General features: G+C 32.7%; 17 protein-coding genes. 12 read left to right on the top strand and 5 right to left on the bottom strand.

Features of this window, described 5'->3' with window-relative positions:
* Window positions 1-345: 345 nt before the first annotated feature.
* Entirely contained in the window at window positions 346-2592 is a 2247-nt protein-coding gene (gene katG / locus ACXX80_RS11500) for a catalase/peroxidase HPI (protein WP_458553293.1), read from the top strand.
* A gap of 428 nt (window positions 2593-3020) precedes the next feature.
* Here katG and ACXX80_RS11495 read toward each other — a convergent pair whose 3' ends face one another.
* Together ACXX80_RS11495 and ACXX80_RS11490 are read right to left on the bottom strand one after the other, a co-directional pair.
* Window positions 3021-4601 carry an NADP-dependent glyceraldehyde-3-phosphate dehydrogenase gene (locus ACXX80_RS11495; protein ID WP_458553292.1) on the bottom strand — a complete coding sequence of 527 codons (1581 nt, stop codon included), beginning with the start codon at window positions 4599-4601 and terminating at the stop codon, window positions 3021-3023.
* A gap of 65 nt (window positions 4602-4666) precedes the next feature.
* Entirely contained in the window at window positions 4667-4978 is a 312-nt protein-coding gene (locus ACXX80_RS11490) for a rhodanese-like domain-containing protein (protein WP_458553291.1), read from the bottom strand.
* Between the two features lie 285 nt (window positions 4979-5263).
* Between ACXX80_RS11490 and ACXX80_RS11485 the strand changes: the two genes are divergently transcribed.
* The 7 genes from ACXX80_RS11485 to ACXX80_RS11455 all read left to right on the top strand — a co-directional run bounded on the left by ACXX80_RS11485 (window position 5264) and on the right by ACXX80_RS11455 (window position 10542).
* A complete protein-coding gene (locus ACXX80_RS11485) occupies window positions 5264-5890 on the top strand; it encodes a Crp/Fnr family transcriptional regulator (protein WP_417952192.1) in 627 nt (208 codons plus the stop codon).
* 67 nt (window positions 5891-5957) lie between these two features.
* The gene (locus ACXX80_RS11480; RefSeq protein ID WP_458553290.1) at window positions 5958-6746 is read left to right on the top strand and encodes a sulfite exporter TauE/SafE family protein; all 789 of its coding nucleotides are present in this window, start codon (window positions 5958-5960) and stop codon (window positions 6744-6746) included.
* A 79-nt stretch (window positions 6747-6825) separates the two neighbouring features.
* Window positions 6826-8241, top strand: coding sequence for an MBL fold metallo-hydrolase (locus ACXX80_RS11475; RefSeq protein WP_458553289.1), 1416 nt, complete (start codon window positions 6826-6828; stop codon window positions 8239-8241).
* Window positions 8242-8301: 60 nt separating this feature from the next.
* Complete coding sequence (locus ACXX80_RS11470; RefSeq protein WP_458553288.1) at window positions 8302-9138, top strand: methyltransferase domain-containing protein; 837 nt, start codon at window positions 8302-8304, stop codon at window positions 9136-9138.
* A gap of 25 nt (window positions 9139-9163) precedes the next feature.
* Window positions 9164-9370, top strand: coding sequence for a hypothetical protein (locus ACXX80_RS11465; protein WP_458553287.1), 207 nt, complete (start codon window positions 9164-9166; stop codon window positions 9368-9370).
* Window positions 9363-9662, top strand: coding sequence for a thioredoxin (gene trxA, locus ACXX80_RS11460; RefSeq protein ID WP_315208339.1), 300 nt, complete (start codon window positions 9363-9365; stop codon window positions 9660-9662). The genes ACXX80_RS11465 and trxA overlap by 8 nt, the downstream gene beginning before the upstream one ends.
* A 148-nt stretch (window positions 9663-9810) precedes the next feature.
* Complete coding sequence (locus ACXX80_RS11455) at window positions 9811-10542, top strand: LOG family protein (protein ID WP_458553286.1); 732 nt, start codon at window positions 9811-9813, stop codon at window positions 10540-10542.
* 12 nt (window positions 10543-10554) lie between these two features.
* Here ACXX80_RS11455 and ACXX80_RS11450 read toward each other — a convergent pair whose 3' ends face one another.
* The 3 genes from ACXX80_RS11450 to ACXX80_RS11440 all read right to left on the bottom strand — a co-directional run bounded on the left by ACXX80_RS11450 (window position 10555) and on the right by ACXX80_RS11440 (window position 19776).
* Window positions 10555-12666: a PAS domain-containing hybrid sensor histidine kinase/response regulator gene (locus ACXX80_RS11450; RefSeq protein WP_458553285.1), complete on the bottom strand. Its 2112-nt coding sequence runs from the start codon at window positions 12664-12666 to the stop codon at window positions 10555-10557.
* 366 nt (window positions 12667-13032) lie between these two features.
* The gene (locus ACXX80_RS11445; protein WP_458553284.1) at window positions 13033-13251 is read right to left on the bottom strand and encodes a hypothetical protein; all 219 of its coding nucleotides are present in this window, start codon (window positions 13249-13251) and stop codon (window positions 13033-13035) included.
* Between the two features lie 483 nt (window positions 13252-13734).
* Window positions 13735-19776, bottom strand: coding sequence for a PAS domain S-box protein (locus tag ACXX80_RS11440; RefSeq protein WP_458553283.1), 6042 nt, complete (start codon window positions 19774-19776; stop codon window positions 13735-13737).
* Between the two features lie 443 nt (window positions 19777-20219).
* Here ACXX80_RS11440 and ACXX80_RS11435 point away from each other — a divergent pair, with 443 nt between their 5' ends.
* The 4 genes from ACXX80_RS11435 to ACXX80_RS11420 all read left to right on the top strand — a co-directional run bounded on the left by ACXX80_RS11435 (window position 20220) and on the right by ACXX80_RS11420 (window position 23682).
* The gene (locus tag ACXX80_RS11435; protein ID WP_458553282.1) at window positions 20220-20675 is read left to right on the top strand and encodes a MarR family winged helix-turn-helix transcriptional regulator; all 456 of its coding nucleotides are present in this window, start codon (window positions 20220-20222) and stop codon (window positions 20673-20675) included.
* Window positions 20676-20689: 14 nt separating this feature from the next.
* Window positions 20690-21322: an NAD(P)H-dependent oxidoreductase gene (locus ACXX80_RS11430; RefSeq protein ID WP_458553281.1), complete on the top strand. Its 633-nt coding sequence runs from the start codon at window positions 20690-20692 to the stop codon at window positions 21320-21322.
* Window positions 21323-21368: 46 nt separating this feature from the next.
* Window positions 21369-21938: a YceI family protein gene (locus ACXX80_RS11425; protein WP_458553280.1), complete on the top strand. Its 570-nt coding sequence runs from the start codon at window positions 21369-21371 to the stop codon at window positions 21936-21938.
* Window positions 21939-22281: 343 nt separating this feature from the next.
* Window positions 22282-23682, top strand: a complete 1401-nt coding sequence (locus tag ACXX80_RS11420; RefSeq protein WP_458553279.1) for an anthranilate synthase component I family protein — start codon at window positions 22282-22284, stop codon at window positions 23680-23682.
* Window positions 23683-23769: the final 87 nt, after the last annotated feature.

The raw sequence follows: 23769 nt of genomic DNA, 5'->3' as shown, positions 1-23769 counted from the left end.
TGTTCGAGTTTGGGAATAAATTACCATTTATTTTTAGTCATCATTAAACTTTCAAATACAAGACGACTAAATTGTACAGTAAACCAATTCACAGATTTTTATAACCTTTAATACATCCATACCAAAAACAATAAAAGTTTAGGACAACGATTCTCACTAATTTATGAATTTAATACTGGCTTAATAATATCCTGATGAACTGATGCTCGTTTAAGTAAACATTTTTAGTAAATTTATCAATCACAAACACCATCAATAGCTATAGTTTTTATCTATTGAAAATAAAATTAGGTAAGGATACTTTTTGGTAAATTCGCTTTAAGTAAATAAAAAATCAATCATACTATGGAAAATAACACAAACCCAACATCGTACAATGTCAACGGAGAAAGCAAATGCCCATTTTCTGGTGCAACTGCTCCAAAACAAAGTACGGGTACCGGTCCAAGTAACCGCAACTGGTGGCCTCACCAACTTAGTTTAAACGTTCTGCGTCAAAACTCATTAGAGAACAACCCAATGGGTGCCAACTTTAATTATGCCGAAGAATTTAAAAAAGTTGATCTAGAGGCTTTAAAAAATGATATCAAAGAAGTAATTACAACATCTCAAGATTGGTGGCCAGCTGATTATGGTAGCTACGGACCTTTCTTTATTAGACTAGCTTGGCACAGTGCAGGAACATACCGTATTGCTGATGGTCGTGGTGGTGCTGGTTTTGGTACACAACGATTTGCACCACTAAACAGCTGGCCAGATAATGCCAACTTAGACAAAGCTCGTTTACTATTGTGGCCAATAAAACAAAAATACGGCAACAAAGTTTCATGGGCAGATTTAATGGTTTTAGTGGGGAATTGTGCATTAGAATCAGCAGGTTTTAAAACTTTTGGTTTTGCTGGAGGTCGCGTAGATGTTTGGGAACCACAAGAAGATATTTACTGGGGACCAGAAAATGAATGGTTGTCATTAAGTACAGAGCCGCACAGCCGTTACTCTGGAGATCGTGAGCTTGAAAATCCGCTTGCAGCAGTACAAATGGGACTTATATATGTAAACCCAGAAGGACCAGACGGAAATCCTGATCCGCTATTAGCAGCACGCGACATTAGAGAGACGTTTGCACGTATGGCAATGAATGATGAGGAAACTGTAGCCTTGATAGCTGGAGGGCACACCTTAGGAAAAACTCATGGTGCTGCAGATCCTAATGTTTATGTAGGTGCTGAGCCAGCAGGAGCATCTCTTGAAGAGCAAAGTTTAGGATGGAAAAATACATATGGTACTGGAAACGGTGCTGATACTATTACAAGTGGACTTGAAGGAGCGTGGACTACTACACCTGTAAACTGGAGTAATAATTATTTTGAAAATCTGTTTGGTTTTGAGTGGGAATTAACAAAAAGCCCGGCCGGAGCACATCAATGGAAACCAAAAGGTGATGCTGGTGCAGGTACAGTTCCTGATGCTCACGACCCTTCAAAAAGCCACCAACCTTTTATGCTGACCACTGACTTATCATTACGAGTTGACCCAGTATATGAGAAAATTTCAAGACACTTTTTTGAAAATCCTGATGTGTTTAACGATGCTTTTGCTAGAGCATGGTTTAAATTGACTCACAGAGATATGGGACCAAAAGTACGTTATTTAGGAAATGAAATTCCAGCCGAAGAATTAATCTGGCAAGATCCAGTTCCTAATGTTACACATGAATTAATCAACGAGCAAGATGTTGAAGCACTTAAAGCATCTGTTTTATCATCTGGATTAAGTGTTTCAGAGTTAGTAAGTACCGCATGGGCATCAGCATCTACTTTTAGAGGATCAGATAAGCGTGGTGGAGCAAATGGTGCACGCATTAGACTAGAGCCACAAAGAAATTGGAAAGTAAATAATCCTTCTCAATTAGATCGTGTTTTAAAAACACTTGAGAACATTAAAAATGATTTCAACTCTAACAATACCAACAAGCAAGTATCTATTGCCGATTTAATTGTAGTAGCAGGAAACGCAGCAGTTGAAAAAGCAGCAGCTAATGCTGGTATATCTGTACAAGTTCCTTTTGCACCAGGACGTACTGATGCTTCTCAAGAGCAAACAGATGTTGAATCGTTTGCCGTTTTAGAACCACAAGCAGATGGATTTAGAAATTATGTAAAAACAAAATATACCGTTTCTGCAGAAGAAATGTTAATTGACAAAGCGCAGTTATTGACTTTAACAGCTCCAGAAATGACGGTATTAGTAGGTGGAATGCGTGTATTGAACACTAATTTTGATAAGTCTCAAAATGGAGTTTTTACAAGCAGACCTGAAACACTTACTAATGATTTCTTTGTAAACTTATTAGATTTAAGAACTACTTGGAAAGCCGTTTCAGAATCTGATGATGCTTTTGTAGGAAGTGATAGAATGGCTGGTGGATTAAAATGGATTGGAACAAGAGTTGATTTAATCTTTGGTTCTAACTCAGAATTAAGAGCACTTGCAGAAGTTTACGGATACCATGACGCACATGAAAAATTTGTAACTGATTTTGTTGCTGCATGGACTAAAGTAATGAACTTAGATCGTTTCGACTTAGTTTAATTTTAGAATTTATAATTTGTTTAAAAAGGTGATCTGGTAACGGATCACCTTTTTTATTTTATAGTTTGATTTGCAGATTAATCAAACTTTATAAGTTTCGATTAAGGCCTATTTATCATTTTTCCTAATCACTCAACTGGCAGCCATAAAGTGGCACTAATCCTTCCTTTTGGAAGGCTTCGTGCCATTAAATGACTTCTGCTAATGTATAGATAACTAACCATAAATTAATCTATATCAGCAAATCTAAATGATTTCATTTTCATTGCTTTACGGTTTCCCGTAAAGCAATGAAAATTTTATAATTATAAAAAAAGACTTGACCCATTACATAATTTTGTGAGCATAAAAATCTCATCGCCAAACTTCAATTACATAAAAAAGCCGTCTCGCAAAAACGGACGGCTAAATTTTTTAATTAAAGTAGATTATAAAATATAATCAGTATTAATGAAATTAGATTCTTTACTGCTCAATAATTCCTGCAAAATAGCATTGTTATATTCATTGTCTTTAGATGCTACAAAAGTTCTAATCGAGAATGAACGCAAAGCATCGTGAATACTCAATGTTCCTACAGCTGAATCTTTTCTTCCTGTAAAAGGGAAAACATCAGGTCCTCTTTGGCAAGAACTATTCAAGTTTACTCTGCACACTAAATTTACTAAAGCATCAATGAGCGGTGCAATCGTTTTAATGTCTTTTCCAAACAAACTCACTTGTTGCCCGTAATTCGATTCAGCCATATCATTCAATGGCTCTTGAATGTCTTTAAAAGAAATAATAGGTACAACAGGACCAAATTGCTCTTCGTGATACACACGCATTTCTTTATTTATAGGAAATAAAACTGCTGGAAATATATAATTAGAAGAATGTTTCCCTCCTTTTTCATTGATTATTGCAGCGCCTTTACTGGTAGCATCATCAATCAATTCTTGAATATAAGCTGGTTTTTCTTTTTCTGGTAATGGCGTCAAAAACACCGATGCATCCCATGGATTACCAAAAACCAACGCATCAACTTTGGCAGCAAAACGTTTGTTAAACTCATCTGCAATAGACTCATGCACATACAAGACTTTCAAAGCAGTACAACGCTGTCCATTAAATGATAAAGAGCCTGCAATACATTCTTGGATGGCCAAGTCTAAATCAGCATCTGGAAGGATTATCGCAGGATTTTTAGCCTCCAAACCTAATATCAAACGCAATCTGTTTTTATTAGGATGTTGGTCTTGTAATGCAATCGCTGATTTACTGTTTCCTATCAAAGCCAAAATATCTACTTTTCCGGATTTCATTATTGGCGACGCCACTTCACGTCCACGACCATACACAATATTGATGGCTCCTTTTGGAAAACTGCTTCTGAAAGCTTCCAATAAAGGTGAAATCAATAAAACACCGTGTTTTGCTGGTTTAAAAATTACGGGATTCCCCATAATTAAAGCAGGAATAAGCAACGAGAAAGTCTCATTTAACGGGTAATTATAAGGTCCAAGACATAGAACAACACCAAGCGGTCCTCTACGAACCATGGCATTTATTCCTTGCACTTTAGAAAAATGAGCGCTACGACTATTTAATTCTTTTAAACTGTCGATTGTATCGTAGATATATTCTACGGTTCTGTCAAATTCTTTTTCAGAATCACCCAATGATTTTCCAATTTCCCACATCAATAATTTAACAACTTCTTTACGGGTTGTTTTCATTTGAGTAACAAAATTTTCCATGCATTTTATACGATCCGTCACTTTCATGGTAGGCCATAATCCCTGACCGTTATTATACGCTGCGCTGGCTGCATTTACTGCTTCAAGTGCTTCAGTTTCTCCCATAAACGGGATTGAACCTAAAATAGTTGGACCATATTCTTCAGTAGATGAAATTGTTGAAAAAACCGGAGTGGTCTGGCCAGTCCATTTTTTTAATTCTCCATCAACTAAATACGTATCTTGATTTAATAAAGTGCTAATTTGAAATTCTTCTGGTATTACATTCATACTAAAGTATTTTATGTTTTAATTTAAGTTTTAAATAAATAAAGAGGCATTTGCCTCTTTACGTTTTATGGAGCAACTACTTCTCCATCCCATTCTATAATGCCTCCAACTAAGTTATATGCATTTTCAAAACCCAGCTCATTCATTATTTCACAGGCTTTTGCACTTCGCATGCCAGAGCGGCAGTAAACATAATAGTTTTTTGTTTTGTCTAACGCTTCAATTTCAGAGATAAAACCTTGTCCCAAATGAATATCGATATTAATGGCATTGGCTATAATTCCTTCGTTAAATTCGGCTTCGGTTCTCACGTCTAAAATCAGTGCGTTTTCATCAGCTTCAAACTGAGAAACCCAATCTTCTTGTGTTAAATTCATAATAGTGTTTTTTGTAAAAATACAACGTTTTTACCGAACACTAATAGCAACAATTGTTAATTAGATAATAATCTTTAGAAAACGTTTTCGCAAAACATTAACTATCAATAAACTATAAAATAGACATATATTTTTACGAAAAATAGCCTATTAAATCCATAGGAAACGAGTAAATAATTCATACCTAACCAAGGACTTGTATTTTTATTAAGTCCAAAAAATCCCATTCTATTTTGAGTTTTTTAAACTACATTTACAATACTAACGATAGAAAAAAGACTAAAAATGCTTGACCCAATAAAGAAAATTTTTCCTTCATTTTCTAATGAATTAGTGAAAGAAATAGAAGCTAGTGCAACTATTCATTCCTATCAGTCAGGTGATGTAATTATACGAACAGGACAGTATATCAAAAACACGGTTTTAGTAATTAGCGGAAAAATAAAAATTTACCGCGAAGATGAAAATGGTGGTGAATTTTTCATGTATTATTTGCAACCCGGACAAGCCTGTGCTATTTCTATGATTTGTGCTACAAAAAACGAAAAAAGCCAGATAATGGCTAAAGTTGTGGAAGATGTTGAATTAATAATGGTTCCGCTTCCTTTAATGGACAAGTGGATGATGCAGCACCGCAGCTGGTATGAATTTGTGATTAGTTCTTATCGCAGTCGTTTTGAAGAAGTATTGGAAGTTATTGACAGTATTGCATTCAGAGCAATGGACGAGCGCTTGGAATTTTATTTAAAACGTCATGCTGATGCTTGTGGCTGTAAAGAATTGAAATTGTCCCATCAAGAAATTGCATCTGAGTTAAATACCTCAAGAGAAGTAATTTCCCGTTTATTGAAAAAAATGGAACAACGCGGAATAGTTTCCTTACATCGCAATAACATTGAACTTTTAAAATAAAAGTAGCTCAATGAAGTCCATTTTTTGTAAATAGAATGGATAAAATGGTACTTCAAAAAAATTTAAGATGGAATATTTAGGCTATTTTGCTTCAATTATAATAGGACTTTCATTAGGATTAATTGGAGGTGGAGGATCTATACTTACTGTTCCTATTCTGGTTTATCTTTTTAAAATAGATCCTGAAACTGCAACTAGTTATTCTCTATTTATAGTGGGAATTACGGCTTTATTTGGCTGTATCAGTCACTATAAAATGGGAAATCTTAAAATTAAATCGGCATTATACTTTGCCATTCCTTCGGTTTTTTCGATACTGATCATTCGAGAAGTCATTTTCCCAAAAATTGCGGAAACTATTTTCTCTATTGCTTCTTACCAAGTATCAAAAAGTTTTCTGATAATGATTGTTTTTTCAGTACTCATGATAGCTGCGGCAATAGCTATGATTCGCAAAACAAAAACAGTACCGAATCCACCAAAAACAAATTATACACAACTGGGACTAATTGGATTTTTGATTGGAATTGTAACTGGATTTTTAGGGGCTGGAGGTGGATTTTTAATCATTCCTGCATTATTATTTTTTGCTAATTTGCCAATGAAACAAGCCGTTGGCACCTCATTATTGATTATCTTTATAAACTCTAGTATCGGTTTTGGAGGTGATTTATATATTGGTACACCTATAGATTATTCGTTTTTACTGATGATTTCAAGTATGGCATTTATAGGAATGATTATTGGCATCAAACTGTCAAAAAAAATAGATGGAACTAAACTAAAACCAATCTTTGGTTGGTTTGTATTAGTAATGGGAATTTATATTATTATCAAAGAATTTTTCTTCAATTAAAAAATGGAATGTAACAATTGTCACTGTTTATCCTAAAAAACAAAAGTACATTTGTATAACATAATTAAAAAAAGCAGTCATGCAAATAGAACAAATATATACGGGATGTTTAGCCCAAGGTGCTTACTATATAACCTCAAATGGAGAAGCGGCAATTATTGACCCATTACGTGAAACTCAACCCTATCTGGACAGATTAGACAGAGATGATGTAAAACTAAAATACATTTTTGAAACTCATTTTCATGCTGATTTTGTTTCTGGTCACGTTGATTTGAGCAGAGAAACGGGCGCTCCAATTGTTTATGGTCCAAATGCGACTTGTGAATTTGATTGTATTTCTGCTAAAGACGGACAGGAATTCACCATTGGAAACATCAAAATAAAAGTATTGCATACTCCGGGACATACTATGGAAAGTTCTACTTTTTTATTGATTGACGAAAACGGAAAAGACCAAGCCATTTTCTCAGGAGATACTTTGTTTATTGGAGATGTGGGAAGACCGGATTTAGCACAAAAAGCGGCGCACATGACACAAGAGCAATTAGCGGGGCTTTTATTTCATTCTTTAAGAGATAAAGTGATGACTTTGGCAGATGATGTGATTGTTTATCCGGCTCATGGTGCAGGAAGTGCCTGCGGAAAAAACATGAGCAAGGAAACTGTATCTACTATTGGCGATCAAAAAGCTACGAATTATGCGTTGCGTGCCAATATGACTGAAGCCGAATTTATTCAAGAAGTAACCGAAGGTTTATTGCCTCCTCCAGCCTATTTTGGAATGAATGTGGCGATGAATAAAAAAGGATATGACAGTTTTGAAAACGTATTGCACTTAGGAATGCGGGCTTTATCAGTAGTAGAATTTGAAGTGGCTGCCGAAGAAACCGGAGCCTTAATATTAGACACCCGAAAAAATGGTGAATTTGCCAAAGGATTTATTCCTCAATCAATAAACATAGGGATTGATGGCGATTTTGCTCCTTGGGTAGGTGCTTTAATTGCCGATGTAAAACAACCCATTCTAATTGTTTGTGAACTGGGACAAGAGGAAGAAACCGTTACGCGTTTAAGTCGTGTTGGTTTTGATAACTTAATTGGTCATCTTGATGGAGGTTTTGATGCTTGGGCAAAAGCCGGAAAAGAAATTGATACCGTAAATAGAATCACAGCTGAACAATTTGCTGCAGCGGTGAAAATTGGTGAAAGCAAAATAATCGACATCCGAAAAGAAAGTGAGTATTGTGCTGAACATGTTGAAGAAGCCTACAGCAAGCCTTTAGCGGTTATCAATGAATGGATAAAGGATATAAATCCAAAAGAACATTTTTACCTGCATTGCGCAGGAGGATACCGCAGCATGATTGCGGCTTCGATACTGGAAGCTCGTGGTTTTAGAAATTTTACTGAAATTGAAGGCGGTTTTAATGCTATTGCAAAAACGGATGTGCCAAAAACAGATTTTGTGTGCCAAAGTAAAGTTTTGAAATAAAAACAATTTCAATGACAATGGCAATAACAATAGTAATGGCTATTTCAAAAAAATCAAATTATGGAAGATATAAAATGTTGTGTCGTTTCCTGTGATAAACCACTTGACGCATCTTATTGGGAATCGCAATACGAAGCCAAAACCACCGGTTGGGATTTAGGCAAAGTATCGCCGCCCATACAAATATACGTGGATACGGTTGATGATAAAAATTGCAGTATTTTGATTCCTGGTTGCGGCAACAGCTATGAAGCCGAATATCTTTTGGAGCAAGGATTTACGAACATTACCGTAATTGATATAGCGCCAACACCAGTTGCTGTTTTAAAAGAAAAATTCAAAAAAAATTCTAATATTCAAATCATATTGGGTGATTTCTTTGAACATCAAGGAAAATATGATTTAATTATTGAGCAAACTTTTTTCTGTGCTTTGCCTCCTTTTATGCGTCAAAAATATGTGTGGAAAATGCATCTACTTTTGGCTGATTATGGAATTCTAGCAGGATTACTGTTCAATAGAACATTTGAATCCGGTCCCCCTTTTGGCGGAGGCAAAGAAGAATATGAAATGCTTTTCAAAGATGCTTTTGACTTTTTGAAAATGGATGTATCTAAAAATTCAATTGCACCTAGAGCGAATTCAGAGTTGTTTATCGAACTAAAAAAGAATAATCAGGTTATTGTGAATTTATATGAATTTGAAGGCATTACGTGCAATGACTGTATGGAAACCATCACAAAAAAATTGACTGCAATTGACGGTATATTAAATGTAAGTATGAGTAGTAATTTTGCTGAGGTACTAATAGTCAGTGCAAATAAAATTGCAATCGAAGCGTTACAACAAGTGATTTCTTATGATGAGAAATATAAAATCAAAAAAATAAACAAGTAAAACTAAATTCCTTTTTTCGAAAAAAATGAAAGCATTATTATTTACAAATTGGCATGTTATGCGCTGGGTTCGTCTGGTGTTTGCCTTATTTTTATTTGCTCAAGCCTACATTTTAAAAGAGTGGATGTTCATTGGTTTTGGACTATTTTTCTTCATTCAGGTCATTTTTAATTTAGGCTGTGGTTCTAATGGTTGTACTATTCCTAACAATAAATACAATAAAGATGAATAATTTCGATACAATTATCAATTCAGACAAACCAGTCTTAGTAGACTTTTTTGCCACATGGTGCGGACCTTGCAAAATGCTAAGTCCTATTTTGAGAGAAGTAAAAGACAGCTTAGGTGATAACGTTTCCATCATTAAAATTGATGTGGATAAAAACCAGCAAATTTCAAGTCAGTATCAGGTTCGTGGTGTTCCTACCATGATTTTGTTTCAAAACGGAAAACAATTATGGAGACAATCCGGTGTGCTATCCAAAGAAGAAATTATTAAAATTATTTTGGAAAAAAAGCAATAAATAGCCCAAAGCATTTGCATCATGGAGGTTGTTTTTTGTTGTATCTGTTGAATTTTTGTGTACCTGTATTTTTTCAATAAAGTGGCATTTGAGTTTTGTTTTTGAACTTTCAGAATTTAACTATTATTTTTCCTAACTTAGTATCACAATGGAAAAACCACGCCAATATAGACTTTCAAAATCCGAATCTTTATTTGTAAGAGGGCCTTTGACACGATTAAAAAACTTGTTTTTCACTTTCAAAGTTCAATACAACTTCATTAGAGCATTTCAAAAAATGCATTTTATTGGTCCTTGCGTTACCGTTTTTGGTTCAGCCAGATTTGGTCCGGAAACAGAACATTACAAAAGTGCTGAAAAAATTGGTGCCGAAATTGCCAAATTAGGGTTTACAGTAATGACTGGTGGCGGTCCCGGGATTATGGAGGCAGCAAATAAAGGTGCGTATGAAGCAGGAGGTTATTCCGTGGGATCCAATATTGTTCTTCCTATTGAACAAAAACCTAATCCTTATTTGCACAAATGGATTTACATTCCGTACTTTTTTGTGCGGAAAGTTATTTTAATAAAATATTCCTATGCTTTCATTGTAATGCCAGGAGGAATAGGCACGCTCGACGAATTATTTGAAGCGCTGACTCTGATTCAAAATAAAATAATCAACAATTTCCCGATTGTAATTTTTGGCACTAAATATCATAAAGAGTTGTACCATCATATTCAAGTTATGTCTCAAAATGAGAGCATCAGTCACGAAGATATGAGCCTGTTATTTGTAACGGATTCAGTAGAGGAATTGGTTGAACATATTAAAAAACATGCAATCAAAAAATTTGGTTTAAAAAAACAGGAGTACAAACCTAAACGATGGTTTGGATAAAAGACTTTAATTTTACAACCATTTAAAAAGCACCTTTTCTAAATTCGACCGTATAATGGGTTTCGAAACATAATCATCCATTCCGGATTCTAGACACTTTTCCTTTTCACCTAACATTATTCCGGCAGTTAGGGCAATTATAGGAATATTATTATAATTTTTCAACTGTTTAATTTCGGCAGTAGTTTCATATCCATTTTTATGAGGCATTTGTATGTCCATTAAAATTAAATCCAGTTTTTCTTTTTTATACAATTTAATTGCCTTTTTACCATCCGAAGCTTCTACTATTGAACAACCCGGAAGTATTGATTTAAGTAGTGTTTTTACTAATAGCATATTGATTTTATTGTCCTCGACTACTAATATTTTCTTGTTTGTTACATTTTTAACAATAGGAATTTCTTCAGCTACCTCAACATTATTATTCAAGCCTTTTGAATCATAACCATGATTTGTTTTTTCTAATTCAACGGTAAAGGAAAATTCGCTTCCTTCCCCATAATGACTATTCAGCTCTAACTTACTGTTCATCAATGCCAAAAGTTGGTTTGTAATAGTCAGTCCCAAACCAGTTCCTCCAAATTTTCGTGTGGTTGAGCTATCTTCCTGCATGAAAGAATGGAATATTTTTTCTTGATTTTCTTCCTTTATTCCAATGCCTGTATCTTTAACCGAAAATTTTAAATGACATTGGTTTTCATTTTCAGAAATAACCGTGTTGCAAATATTTAATTCAACAAAACCTTCCTTAGTAAATTTCAATGCGTTTCCTATCAAATTCACTAAAATTTGTTTCAATCGTATGGAATCTACTAATACATAATTAGGAACAGTTGCGCCAATAGTAAGGATTAGCGCAATTTTATTTAAGTCTGCATGATATTTAAAAATATCGATTACATGATGAACCAGCTCAAAAAGATTAACTTCTTCGATGTTCAATTCAAATTTACCCGATTCAATTTTTGAAAAATCCAAAATATTATTAATAATCTCAATTAATATTGTAGCTGATTCATGAACGGTATTCATATACTCTGTCTGATTTTCATCTAGATTTGTTTTCATTAACAAATCCGTAAAACCTACTATTCCGTTCAAAGGAGTACGAATTTCATGACTCATATTCGTCAAAAAACTGGATTTTGCTTTATTAGCCGCTTCGGCTTGATTTCTAGCTTTAATCAATTCAATTTCTAACTTTTTTAATGCTGTAATTTCAATAAAACTGATTACTACTTCAGCTATTTCTCCTGAATTATTAAGTACAGGAAAACCATTTATCATAAGCCATTTAAAAGATGTATTCTCTTTTTTTTTGACTCCAATTATTAAATTTTTTATGATTTTTTTAGTTTTTAGAATTTCGATTACCGGATAATTCTCAAAAACTAAAGGTTTATTATCTTCTTTTATGTATTCCCACGCTGAATTAAATATTTGTTTCCCCTTCATCTGATCATTACTCAAACCAATCAATTTCGAAGCCTTTGGATTAGAAAAAAGTATAGAAGTATCCTTATCATGCAAGATAATCCCAACATCAAGATTGTTTACTAATTCTTTATATCGCTCTTCGCTTTTTCTAAGAGCAGATTTGGTTACTTTAAGTTGTGTAATATCTACCGTGGAGAGTAGCGCTTCATTTTGATTTTCAGAACGAACTGCTGTGAGGAAAACATTTATGGAAAGATTGTTCTCTAAAAGCAATTTAACTTCACAAGATCCTTTTAAATTAGTATTAAAAACAGTATCCAAGAATTCATTGAAAATTAGCTTCTTATCATCCGATATAAAAAAACCAAATTGACTGTTTAATAATTTTGATTTTTCTTTTCGTAAAAGTTGGGAACCTGCAAGGTTGAGTTGTGTTATTTTACCTGAATTTGTAATTGTAAAATAACCTGTAGGGGCTAAATCATAGAGTTCAGTGTATTTTTGCATTGCTGTTTCAGCTTGTTCTTTGGCTAAAATAAGTTTAACTTTTTGCAGTTCTAATTCAACCTGATGAACTTCTAATTCATGGATTAGTTTTAATGTTTCTTCTTCTGATTGTTTAGAACCAGCTTTTGAATGATTTTGTTGTTGAAATTCGCCCCTTTTACTTTCAATATTTTCCATAAGCATTATCTTTATAAAGACTACTTTTATTTATTACCTGACAATTGAAAATTAAATACATATACTTTGTATTTATCTAATGGTAAATATTTATAAAAAACTAACTATTTCTGTAATTATGACTAATACTAAATTGACAATCGTTGTAATTCATTTTTTTTAGTTGATATATTTCATGATAGCTAGATGAGAACAATGCTGTTTTAATTAGGTTTTTTTTACTTATATTTTGAGTTTCAGAAACCAAATTAATCTCAACAAAATAGTGGAGCAATACACAATGTTTAGCTAGGAGATCTTTGAAAGAAGAAACAATAATAGCCATAACTGCTATATTTGCATTGCGGTGTAAGCTCTTAAATTTTGTCAAAATAGTGTTTTTGACAGGTAAAAGGCATATCTATCTTTATTAAATTTCATTCCAAAGTGAATGACTTCAATACTTTTTACTATCCGCTCAAATGACTCAAGGTTGTCTGTTGATGCTCCAATACCACGGATTGAAAAACCAACATTCTCCCATGAATTTATTTTCAAATCAAGAATTCCGCCTTCCCCTTGGCTAATTTGATTGTTTTTTATCATCTCTAAATTAGAATTTCCATCTTTATTATAAGTTGAGTCTTGCTGTTTCAGTAATTATTTTTTTTTAACTTTCAGTACTATTGAACTACAGGTTTAGTGTTTTTTTTTTTAAATTTTCACCCTTTAACGAAAGTAAAAATGATTCAAAAACTTGTAATAGATAAGTTAGAAATCATTTAATTTTAACAATTGTTTATTATTTTTTCAAATAAATTAAAAAAATAACGTTAAACTTAATTACATATTTTTTCTATTTACGACACTATATTAGTGTTAATTAAAATAATTAACTAAAATTAATCGTAAACTATGTTAAATGTAATAAATATATATATATCTCACAAACAAACACAAAGCTAAATAGATAAACATTCCATAAAAAAGTGACAAACGAGGCTACTACATCTTAATTTTAAAAAATTAAATTTCATAAAAAAAGGTGAACATCAATTGAACACCTTTTATATTTATAAAAAAACAGAATCAATTCTTACTTAACCATTTGTATAATACTTTTTCTAAATCCAATTGAATAATGGGTTTAGGCAAGTAATCATTCATTCCGGCTTCAAGACATTTTTCTTTATCTCCAACCATTATCCCCGCAGTGATTGCAATTATAGGAATACTTTCAGAATCTTTTAACTGTCTAATTTCGTCTGTTGCTTCATATCCATTTTTATTTGGCATTTGAATATCCATTAAAATTACATCTGGTTGCTCTTTTTTATAAAGCTCAACAGCCTCATTGCCATCCTTAGCTTCAAAAACAATACAATTAGAGATGATTCTTTTGACCAATGTTTTAGCTAAAAGCATATTAATCTTATTGTCCTCAACTATTAATACTTTATGACCACTCAAAGTATTTCCTGATGCATTGGCATCCGCTTGAATCGTTTTAGCGAATAATGCATCTGCATTTTTTTTATGATTTGCCTTTTTGAATTTAATAACAAAGAAGAAATCACTTCCATCCCCAAACTTACTGATTAATTGTACCTTACTATCCATCAAAGCCAATAACTGATTTGAAATTGCCAACCCCAATCCGGTACCGCCAAATTTTCTATTGGTAGAATTATCTTCCTGAACGAACGAATTGAATATTTTCTCGTTATTGTCTGTTTTTATTCCTAATCCGGTATCTTTTACAGAAAACTTTATAGTTGACCATTTTTTATTTGAAACCTCTATCTCATTAATATCCAATCTTATCTCTCCAAAACTGGTGAATTTTATGGCATTGCTTAATAGATTTACCAATATCTGTTTCAATCGTACTGAATCAGCAAGAATGTATTGAGGAACACTTTTACCAATATCAAGTTTTAAATCTATCTTTTTGTGGTTTGCTTGAAATTTAAATAAATCGATAACCTGAGTTGTCAATTTAAACAGATTTACTTCTTCAATATCTAACTCTAGTTTCCCAGATTCAATTTTAGAAAAATCCAAAACATCATTAACAATTTCCATCAATGATGTTGCTGATTCATTGACCGTAGTCATATATTCTGCCTGATTTTTTTTCAAATCTGACTTCATTAATAAGTGAGTAAAACCAATAATACCATTTAATGGAGTTCGTATTTCATGACTCATATTAGCTAGGAAATCAGTCTTTGCTTTATTTGCGGCTTCAGCTAATTCTTTCGCTTTTACCAGCTCCATTTCCATCGTATTTTGCTCAGTGATGTCAATAAAACTGATAACAATTTCATTTATATTACCGTTAGCATCAATATCAGGAAAGCCATTGATTAAAAGCCATACAATGTCATTATTAGCAGGACGATTAATGCCTGCTTTAAAATTTTTGATTGCTTGCTTTTTAGCTATAATTTGGTTTACAGGATAATTTTCAAACAGCATAACAGAGTTGTCTTCATTTAAAAAATTCCAAGTCGAATCAAAAGCTGTAATACCCTTCATTTGATCATCGGTTAAGCCTAATAATTCTGAAGCCTTTAGATTATTCACAATAACTGAAGTATCCAATGCATGAACCACTATACCGGCATCTAGATTATTTAATAAACCACGGTACCTTTCCTCGCTTTTGAAAAGCGCATAATCTGACTGTTTCGAATTAGTAATATCACGAGAAAGACATATAAAATGGATATCATGATCCATGCTTTCCTGCATAGGTGCTACAGAAAGTTCATACCAATGTAAACCAGTTTCTAATTGTAATGAATACTGTCTTCCTGTTGAAAAACCTTTCTCTGAAGCCTCACGTATTGCTGATAGACACAAATTTGCAGAATCTAGAGGTAATATTTCGGTAAAATTTTTCCCTAAGAATAAATTGGCTGGCATTGCCAATAAATCATTTGGACGAGAATGATAATTATAAATTTCACCTTTCAAATCTACCTCAAACAACAAATCTGGAATGGCGCCAAGTATAGCTTCTAGTTTTTTATGCATTTTCTTAAACTCATCATCTATTTTTTTACGCTCACTGACATCCCTAACGATAGCAACAATTCGGCCGTCACCAATCATTTTAGCCGTAATTTCTACCGAAATAAGAGAGCGATTCTTGTGAAGCATCTTGCGTTCAAGCGACGTTTGCTCACCATTAATCAATTCTTTATACATGATAGGCTTTCTTTTAAGTTCTGCCTCAGTGTATAAATCTGTAACATTTTTGGCACACAATTCCTCATTGGTATATCCAAGCATTACGCAGGCACTTTCGTTTACCTCAAGTAAATTTCCTGAAATATCATTAATAAAAATAGCATCTGAGGCTTGTTCTATAAGGCTTTTATATTTTTTCTCGCTAACTATTAATTGCTCTTTTACATTGATTAATTCGGTAATATCTAACATAGAACTTATGAATCGTATTGCCTTACCAGATGCATCTCTTAAAATAACAGCACGGTCGTAAAAGTATCCATAACTACCATCCGCTTTTTGAAAACGGAATTCATCTGACCATACATTAGTAGTACCAGCATAGGTTTCTTCAAGCTTATTAATAACTCTTTCCTTATCATCTGGGTGAAGTTTAGACCGCCATACTATTTTATCATCAATAGTACTTGAGTCACCATCATTACCGAAATTAAAAAGCTCAAAAAATGCTTTATTATTCCAGCTTTGACCGGTCAACAAATCAACTTCTGATATGGCATCATTTGTAGCCACAGAAATTCGTTCAAATCGTTCATTAGCAATCCTGATTTTTTCTTCTGCTTTTTTGATATCAGTTAAATCTAAGCCCATTCCTAGTATACATTTTTTCCCTTCATATTCGATGGCAAGTGAATTAATATAATAAGGAATTATTTTTTTTGCTTTTGTATAAAATTCAATTTCAAGTCCCGGCAATTTATTTTTAACACGTTTTAAATTATTTTCTAATACAGTCTCTATTCTTATTCTAACTTTTTCTTTTTCCTCTTTATCAAAGAAATCAAGTGGAATCATTTGGGCTATCTCTCCTTCATCATATCCTGTTACATCTTCAAAATTTTTGTTCCATTTTACAAACTTTCCAAATTCGTCATAAAGATAGAAAACACCCGGAAGATTATTAATTACTGTTTCTGAAAGCTGTTTTTCTTTTAAAATTATATCTTCTGCAATTTTACGTTCAGTGATATCCGTTATTGTACCGATATATCCCACAATCTCATTTCTAACATTTCTTTCAGGAATAGCCTTACCCATCACCCAGGCTATAGAACCGTCAGGTCGAACAAAACGGTATTCTGACAATGACTTTTCTTGATTATTTGTTGAGTTCTCCCATGCTTCAAACAAGGTTTTTTTATCATCTTCATGAACTGCTTTAAACCAACCATTTCCTATGGATTCTTCAAAAGATAATCCAGAAATTTGACTCCAGTATGGATTAACATAAGTAGTATAACCCGCTGCATCCGTGCGAAAAATTCCTACGGGAGAAACTTCTGTAAGCGTATGGTATCTTTGCTCACTTTCAAATATAGCTTCTTCCGCTTTTTTGCGTAAAGCTTCTTTTTCAAAAATTTCTAATGCAAAAACTACATCGCCGGTAGCTTCTTCTAATAAGGCAATTTCCTCTTCGTCAAAAAAGTTTTTCTCATTTGCATAAAAAGAAAAAGCACCTATTACCTTTCCGATTTTTTTTATTGGAACTGCCATTACAGAAAGATATCCCCGTTCCATAGCTTCTTTTCGCCAAGGTAACATTATAGGATCATTTTCAATATCATTACAAATGACTGATCTGACTTCTCTAATTGCTGCACCTACTGGGCCTCTTCCTTCGGGTTTGTCCTCTATTGAAATCGTTTTAATTTTAGAAAAATAACCATTATCATTCCCTGCAATCATTGCAGGAAATACTTTATGAGTGCTTTCGTCAATTAATCCTATCCATGCCATTCCAAACTTTCCTAAATCAACTGCAATAGTACAAGCTTCTCTAAATAAAGTTTCTTGATCATTAGTATGGACGATCATCTGGTTTATCTGACTGATAAATAAATAAAGTCGGTTGGCTTTAAGGATTTTCTGTTTTGCCAAAATTCTTTCAGTAACATCCGTAATAATTCCATGGCAAATCACTGTTCCTTCTGGCTCAATTACCGGTAAAGAATTTACTTCATGCCAAACCATTCCTTTTTTTGGATGAAAATAACGGTATTCGCCTTTGAGAGGAATTAATTTTGATTTAGTTGTAATAATACTTTTCATAACAAAATCTACATCTTCGGGATGAATGAGATTAAAAATTTTATCTGCATCATTCTCAATCTCTTCAAAAGTAAAACCATAGATTTCCTCAACAGCATGACTGGCATATGGATAACATAAGCTGCCATCTTTGTTTTGACGCATGGAATAGATTAATCCAGGCGAGGTTTGAGCGATTTTAGAAAACTTATCTCTTTCGGATTTAAGTTGTTCTTGTGCCTTTTTAGTCTCAGTAACATCTCGCATATTTGTCACAATGCCTCCTACTTCAGGATCATGCAACAAATTATTAACAAAACCTTCCATCCAAATATAATGTCCCTTTTTATGCTTTACCTGAAGCGAAATAGGAAAAGGAACACCTGGAGTAGCAATAGCTTGCTCCATAAATCTATGTACATTTTCAATATGGTCTGGATGAACAAATTCTATAGCTGATAATATTTCAAACTCATCATGAGACCAACCCGTAATTCTCTTTGCTGATTCGCTTCTAAAAAGAACATTTAGCTTTTCGTCCACTAATGAGACAACATCCTGATTATTTTCTAATAAGGCTCTAAACCTTTTTTCATTTTTTATTACTAATTCTTCCGCATCTTTCTTTTCAGTAATATCTTTCACGAATCCTAAAAAACGATTTTCAGACACTTTAATAGCCTCTACAGACCACCATCTTACATGCCCTAATTTATGCCTAGCTCTCAATTCCTTTTTACCTACTCCATCATGGACTAGGTTCTTGTAATCCTGAAAATAGGCCTCATAATTAGGTGTTATAGACAAATCTCCAAACTTCATAGTCAAAAGTTCCTCTCTTGAATAACCTGACAACACGGTAGCAGCTTCATTGACCTCTAAATAGTTTCCTAGTTCATTTAAAACAAAAACACCATCAGGGGCATTTTCTATGTAGTACTTAAATTTAGCATTGCTTTCTTCTTCAATTGATTTTAACTTATACTCTATTACAGCAGCTTCTTGATCTTTTATAGATTCCTCTTTATGCTTTTTTATAGTGATATCTTGCGTATTTCCTCTTAATGCATAAACATTTCCAGAATTATCAAGTACTGGAATTACAATTGCATGTATCCATTTTTTACTATTATCTGATAAAATGACACTTTGTTCAACTTCAAATTGTTTTTTATCGTCAATGGATTGATCTATTTTATTTAGAAAAAATGCTACATCTTCTTTTGAAAAGAGATTTAAAAACTCCTGGAATAAATTCTGGTCCGGTTTCATATCGATTTCATAAATCGAATACAATTCCTTAGACCAAATCAATTTTTTTGTTAGTAAATTAAATTCCCAGCTTCCAATCTTAGCAATTTTTTGAGCGTCGTTTAATAATTTTTCGTTAGCTAATAAATGTTCCTGAGTTTCCCTTATTTCAGTGATATCTCTTCCGATTGCATAAATAAATTGTCCCGTTAAATCTACACTAGTTGTCCACTGTATTACAACAATTTCGCCAGTTTTTTTTAAAAATCTATTTTCAAAATTTACCGAAGTAATCCTTTTTGACAACCTTTCGATTTCGACAATAGTTTTATTTACATCTTCAGGATGAAGAAATGAGGTCACCAAATTACTAAGCAATTCCTTTTCAGTGTATCCTAATTTTTTTATAAATGCTGGATTTATTTCTTTGAAATAGCCATCAGTGCCAGAGATACATAGCAAATCTTGAGATTCTTTAACATAGAATTCAAAATTGGTTAAAGTATTTCTTTTTTTATCTAACCGAGTTATTTCTATTTCTAGCTCTTTTACTTTAAGAAGTAGAGCGTCGTAAGATATATTGTCTTTATTCATACTGGCGATATTCAAATATGTTTTAAATATAATAAATTTATAATTATAAATAAAAAAAAGCTTTGCCATTAAAAAAATACTCCAAGACATTCAATACTATTGTTTTAACACGAATCACTTCCCCGTATTTTATTTTTTCACAGAACTGTTTAAAATATTTAATTATTTCAAAAAATCATTCCTTAAAAAATGAATATATATATATATATATATATATATATATATATCATTCCTAAAAAAGAACAAAATAAATGTATTTCGGCTTAATTTTTGGTAACTATTTATTCAAAATAGAGAATACTGATTTTTTTTGAACGCAAAACAATCTAGAAAACAGCTCTTAACCATCTAGTGATTTTTTTTTAACAAAAAATTAATTCACATTTGTATATACAACAATAAAATGTGTTACATTTGTACCAACAAATTACATATATACAAATATGAAAATTGAAGACATTTTAAAATCAACTGTACCAATGGATAATTCGAAAAAAATTATTCTAAATGTTTTATATACGCAAAACGTGATTACAGAAAATTTTAATGAATTATTAAAACCTCACGAAATTTCCGGAGAACAATACAATGTGCTTCGAATATTAAGAGGACAAAAAGGAAACCCGGCAAACATGTGCGTGATTCAAGAACGAATGCTAGCCAGGACGAGTAATACCACTCGATTAGTAGATAAATTATTGCTAAAAGATTTTGTAACTCGAAAAGTTTGCCCTGAAAACAGACGAAAAATAGAAGTCTTAATTACACAAAAAGGTCTAGATGTTTTAGCAGCATTAGATCCAAAAGTGATTGCTCACGAACAGTTTTTTTCAAAAAACTTAAATGCTGAAGAAATAGACCAGTTAAATCAATTATTAGAGAAATATAGAAACCAATAAATAGTCAATACATTATGAGTACTTTTTTAGAAAATCAAAATTGGAGATACGCAACAAAAAAATTTGATGCAACAAAAAAAATAACAAACGAAGATTTAAGTACGCTGAAAGAAGCGATACGCTTAAGTTCTTCATCTTATGGTCTACAACCGTACAAAGTTATCATTGTTGAAAATCCAGAATTAAGAGCAAATATTCAACCTGCAGCATGGGGACAATCACAAATTGTTGAAGCTTCTCATCTAATTATCTTTGCAAATGAAACAAAAGTTGATGATTTAGCAATAGATGAATATATTAAAAACATAAGCCAAACCAGAAATATGCCAATTGAAGCTTTAGCAGGGTATGGTGACTTCATGAAATCTAAAATTACTTCTTTAACTCCTGAAGAAAAAAATATTTGGACAGCAAAACAAACGTATTTAGCATTAGGAAACTTATTAAACGTAGCAGCAGAACTTAAAATTGATGCTACTCCAATGGAAGGTTTTGTTCCTGCTCAAGTTAATGAAATATTAGGACTTGACAAATTAGGGTTAAATGCAACTTTAATTGCAACTCTTGGTTACAGACATGATGAGGATGCAACGCAACATTATAAAAAAGTTAGAAAATCAAACGAAGACTTATTCATTACATTATAAATTACTAATTCAAAATCAAATATTAATTCAATTCAAATTTAAACACATGAAAAATTTCAAATCAATCGCATTAGCATTAGTAGTAGTTTTATCTACATTATCAGTAACAGCACAGACTAAAAAAATCAACACTGCTGCAAGTTCAATCACTTGGACAGGGAAAAAAGTAACTGGACAACACGAAGGAACTATCAACCTTAAAGATGGTGCTTTAGTTTTCAAAGGGAAAAAATTAGTTGGAGGTACATTCAATGTAGACATGAATTCAATCGTTGTTACTGATTTAAAAGCAGGTCAAGGTAAAGAAAAACTAGAAGGTCATTTGAAAGCGGATGACTTTTTTGGAACTGATAAATTCGCAACAGCAACTTTAGTTTTCAAAAAAGTAGTTACTAAATCTCCAAATTTATATACTGTAACAGGAGATTTAACTATTAAAGGAATCACTAAACCTGTAACTTTTGATCTTGCTACAACAGCAAATACAGCTACTACGAATGTAGTTATTGACAGAACAAAATACGATATTAAATATGGTTCTGGAAGTTTCTTTGACAGCTTAGGAGACAAAGCTATCAATGACAATTTCAATTTAGCAGTAGCAGTGAAATTCTAATTTCACCACATACCAAAGATTAGCCTCAACAAGAAATTGTTGGGGCTTTTTCTTTTTGTGGTTTTACGATGAAAATTTTATTTAACAAAAATTCTTCATTTTTACTGTTTTTTAACGCATTATATGTTTGAATAATCAAATTTCATTTCTATATTTGTTCCAACAAAATAAAACATGAAAACAATTTTAAACAATACTTGGTGGTGGAACAATTTACGTCAGTCGTCGTGAACTAAGCTCCTATAGTATTATTAAAACTATAAATATAAAAGGCTTGTCATCACGACAGGCCTTTTTTTTGTGCCAATTTTACCACTAAAACACAACATTAAAAACATAGCAATTGAAATCATTTAACTTAAAGACAAATTATAAGCAAATCCTTGCAGATACCATTACTCCTGTGAGTGTGTATTTCAAAATTCGGGATAAATTTCCCAATAGTCTGCTGCTGGAAAGTAGCGATTATCATGGGAATGACAACAGTTTCTCCTACATCTGTTGTAATCCTATTGCTTCTATCAAAATAGAAAACGAAATTATTCACAAGACTTTTCCTGATGGAAGTTCTGAGAAAGTTGCAATTGACGACACTACCAATATTCCAGAAGTGATTCAAGAATTTTCAGGTCAGTTTAAATCAGAGAAAAACGATTTTAAATTCATCAATAATGGCCTTTTTGGATATATTTCGTACGATGCGGTTCGTTATTTTGAAAAAGTAACTATTGCCAAAAAAGAAAACAGCAATACCATTCCTGATGTGTATTATGCCGTATACCAAAACATCATTGCTATCAATCATTTCAAAAATGAAGCCTATATTTTCTGTCACAGTTTAGACGGTAGAAATAATATTTCGGAAATCGAACAATTATTACAATCCAGAAATATTGCCTCTTATAAATTTTCGAAAGAAGGTGAAGGTTTTTCAAATCTTACAGATGAGGAATTCAAACATAATGTGGCTTTGGCCAAAAAACATTGTTTCCGTGGTGATGTGTTCCAATTGGTTTTATCCCGCAGGTTTACCCAAGGTTTCAAAGGTGATGAATTCAATGTTTACAGAGCATTGAGAAGCATTAATCCTTCACCCTATTTATTCTTTTTTGACTATGGCGATTTCAAAATATTTGGTTCTTCACCCGAAGCACAGATTATTGTCAAAAACCGTAAAGCCGAAATTCATCCTATCGCAGGAACTTTTAAACGTACAGGAGATGACGAAAAAGATGCGATTCTTGCCAAAGAATTATCCATAGATAAAAAAGAAAACAGTGAGCATGTGATGTTAGTGGATTTAGCCAGAAATGATTTAAGCAGAAACGGTCATGATGTAAATGTGGAGAAATACAGAGAAGTACAGTTTTTCTCGCACGTAATTCACCTGGTTTCAAAAGTAACGGGACATTTGCATGAAAATGCTACAACGATGCAAGTGGTTGCCGATACTTTTCCAGCAGGCACATTGAGCGGCGCACCAAAACACAGAGCGATGCAACTGATTGAAGAATATGAAAAGACAAACCGAAATTTCTATGGAGGAGCGATTGGTTTCATGGATTTTGAAGGTAATTTTAATCATGCGATTATGATTCGGACATTTCTAAGTAAAAATCACCAATTGCATTCTCAAGCCGGAGCCGGAATTGTAGCCAGTTCTGATGAAGAGAGCGAAATGCAGGAAGTATACAACAAGTTGAGAGCGTTGAATGCAGCGTTGGATTTAGCGGAGACAATATAAAATAATTTAAAGATTCAATAATTTAAGAATTTAAAGATTGCTGAAACACTAGAATTTTTCAATCTTTAAAACTTTTAATTTTTCAAT

Source organism: Flavobacterium sp. GNP002 (genome assembly GCF_054343795.1).
Note: the sequence above shows the minus strand (reverse complement) of the source record. Positions and strands in the feature narration are given on the sequence as shown.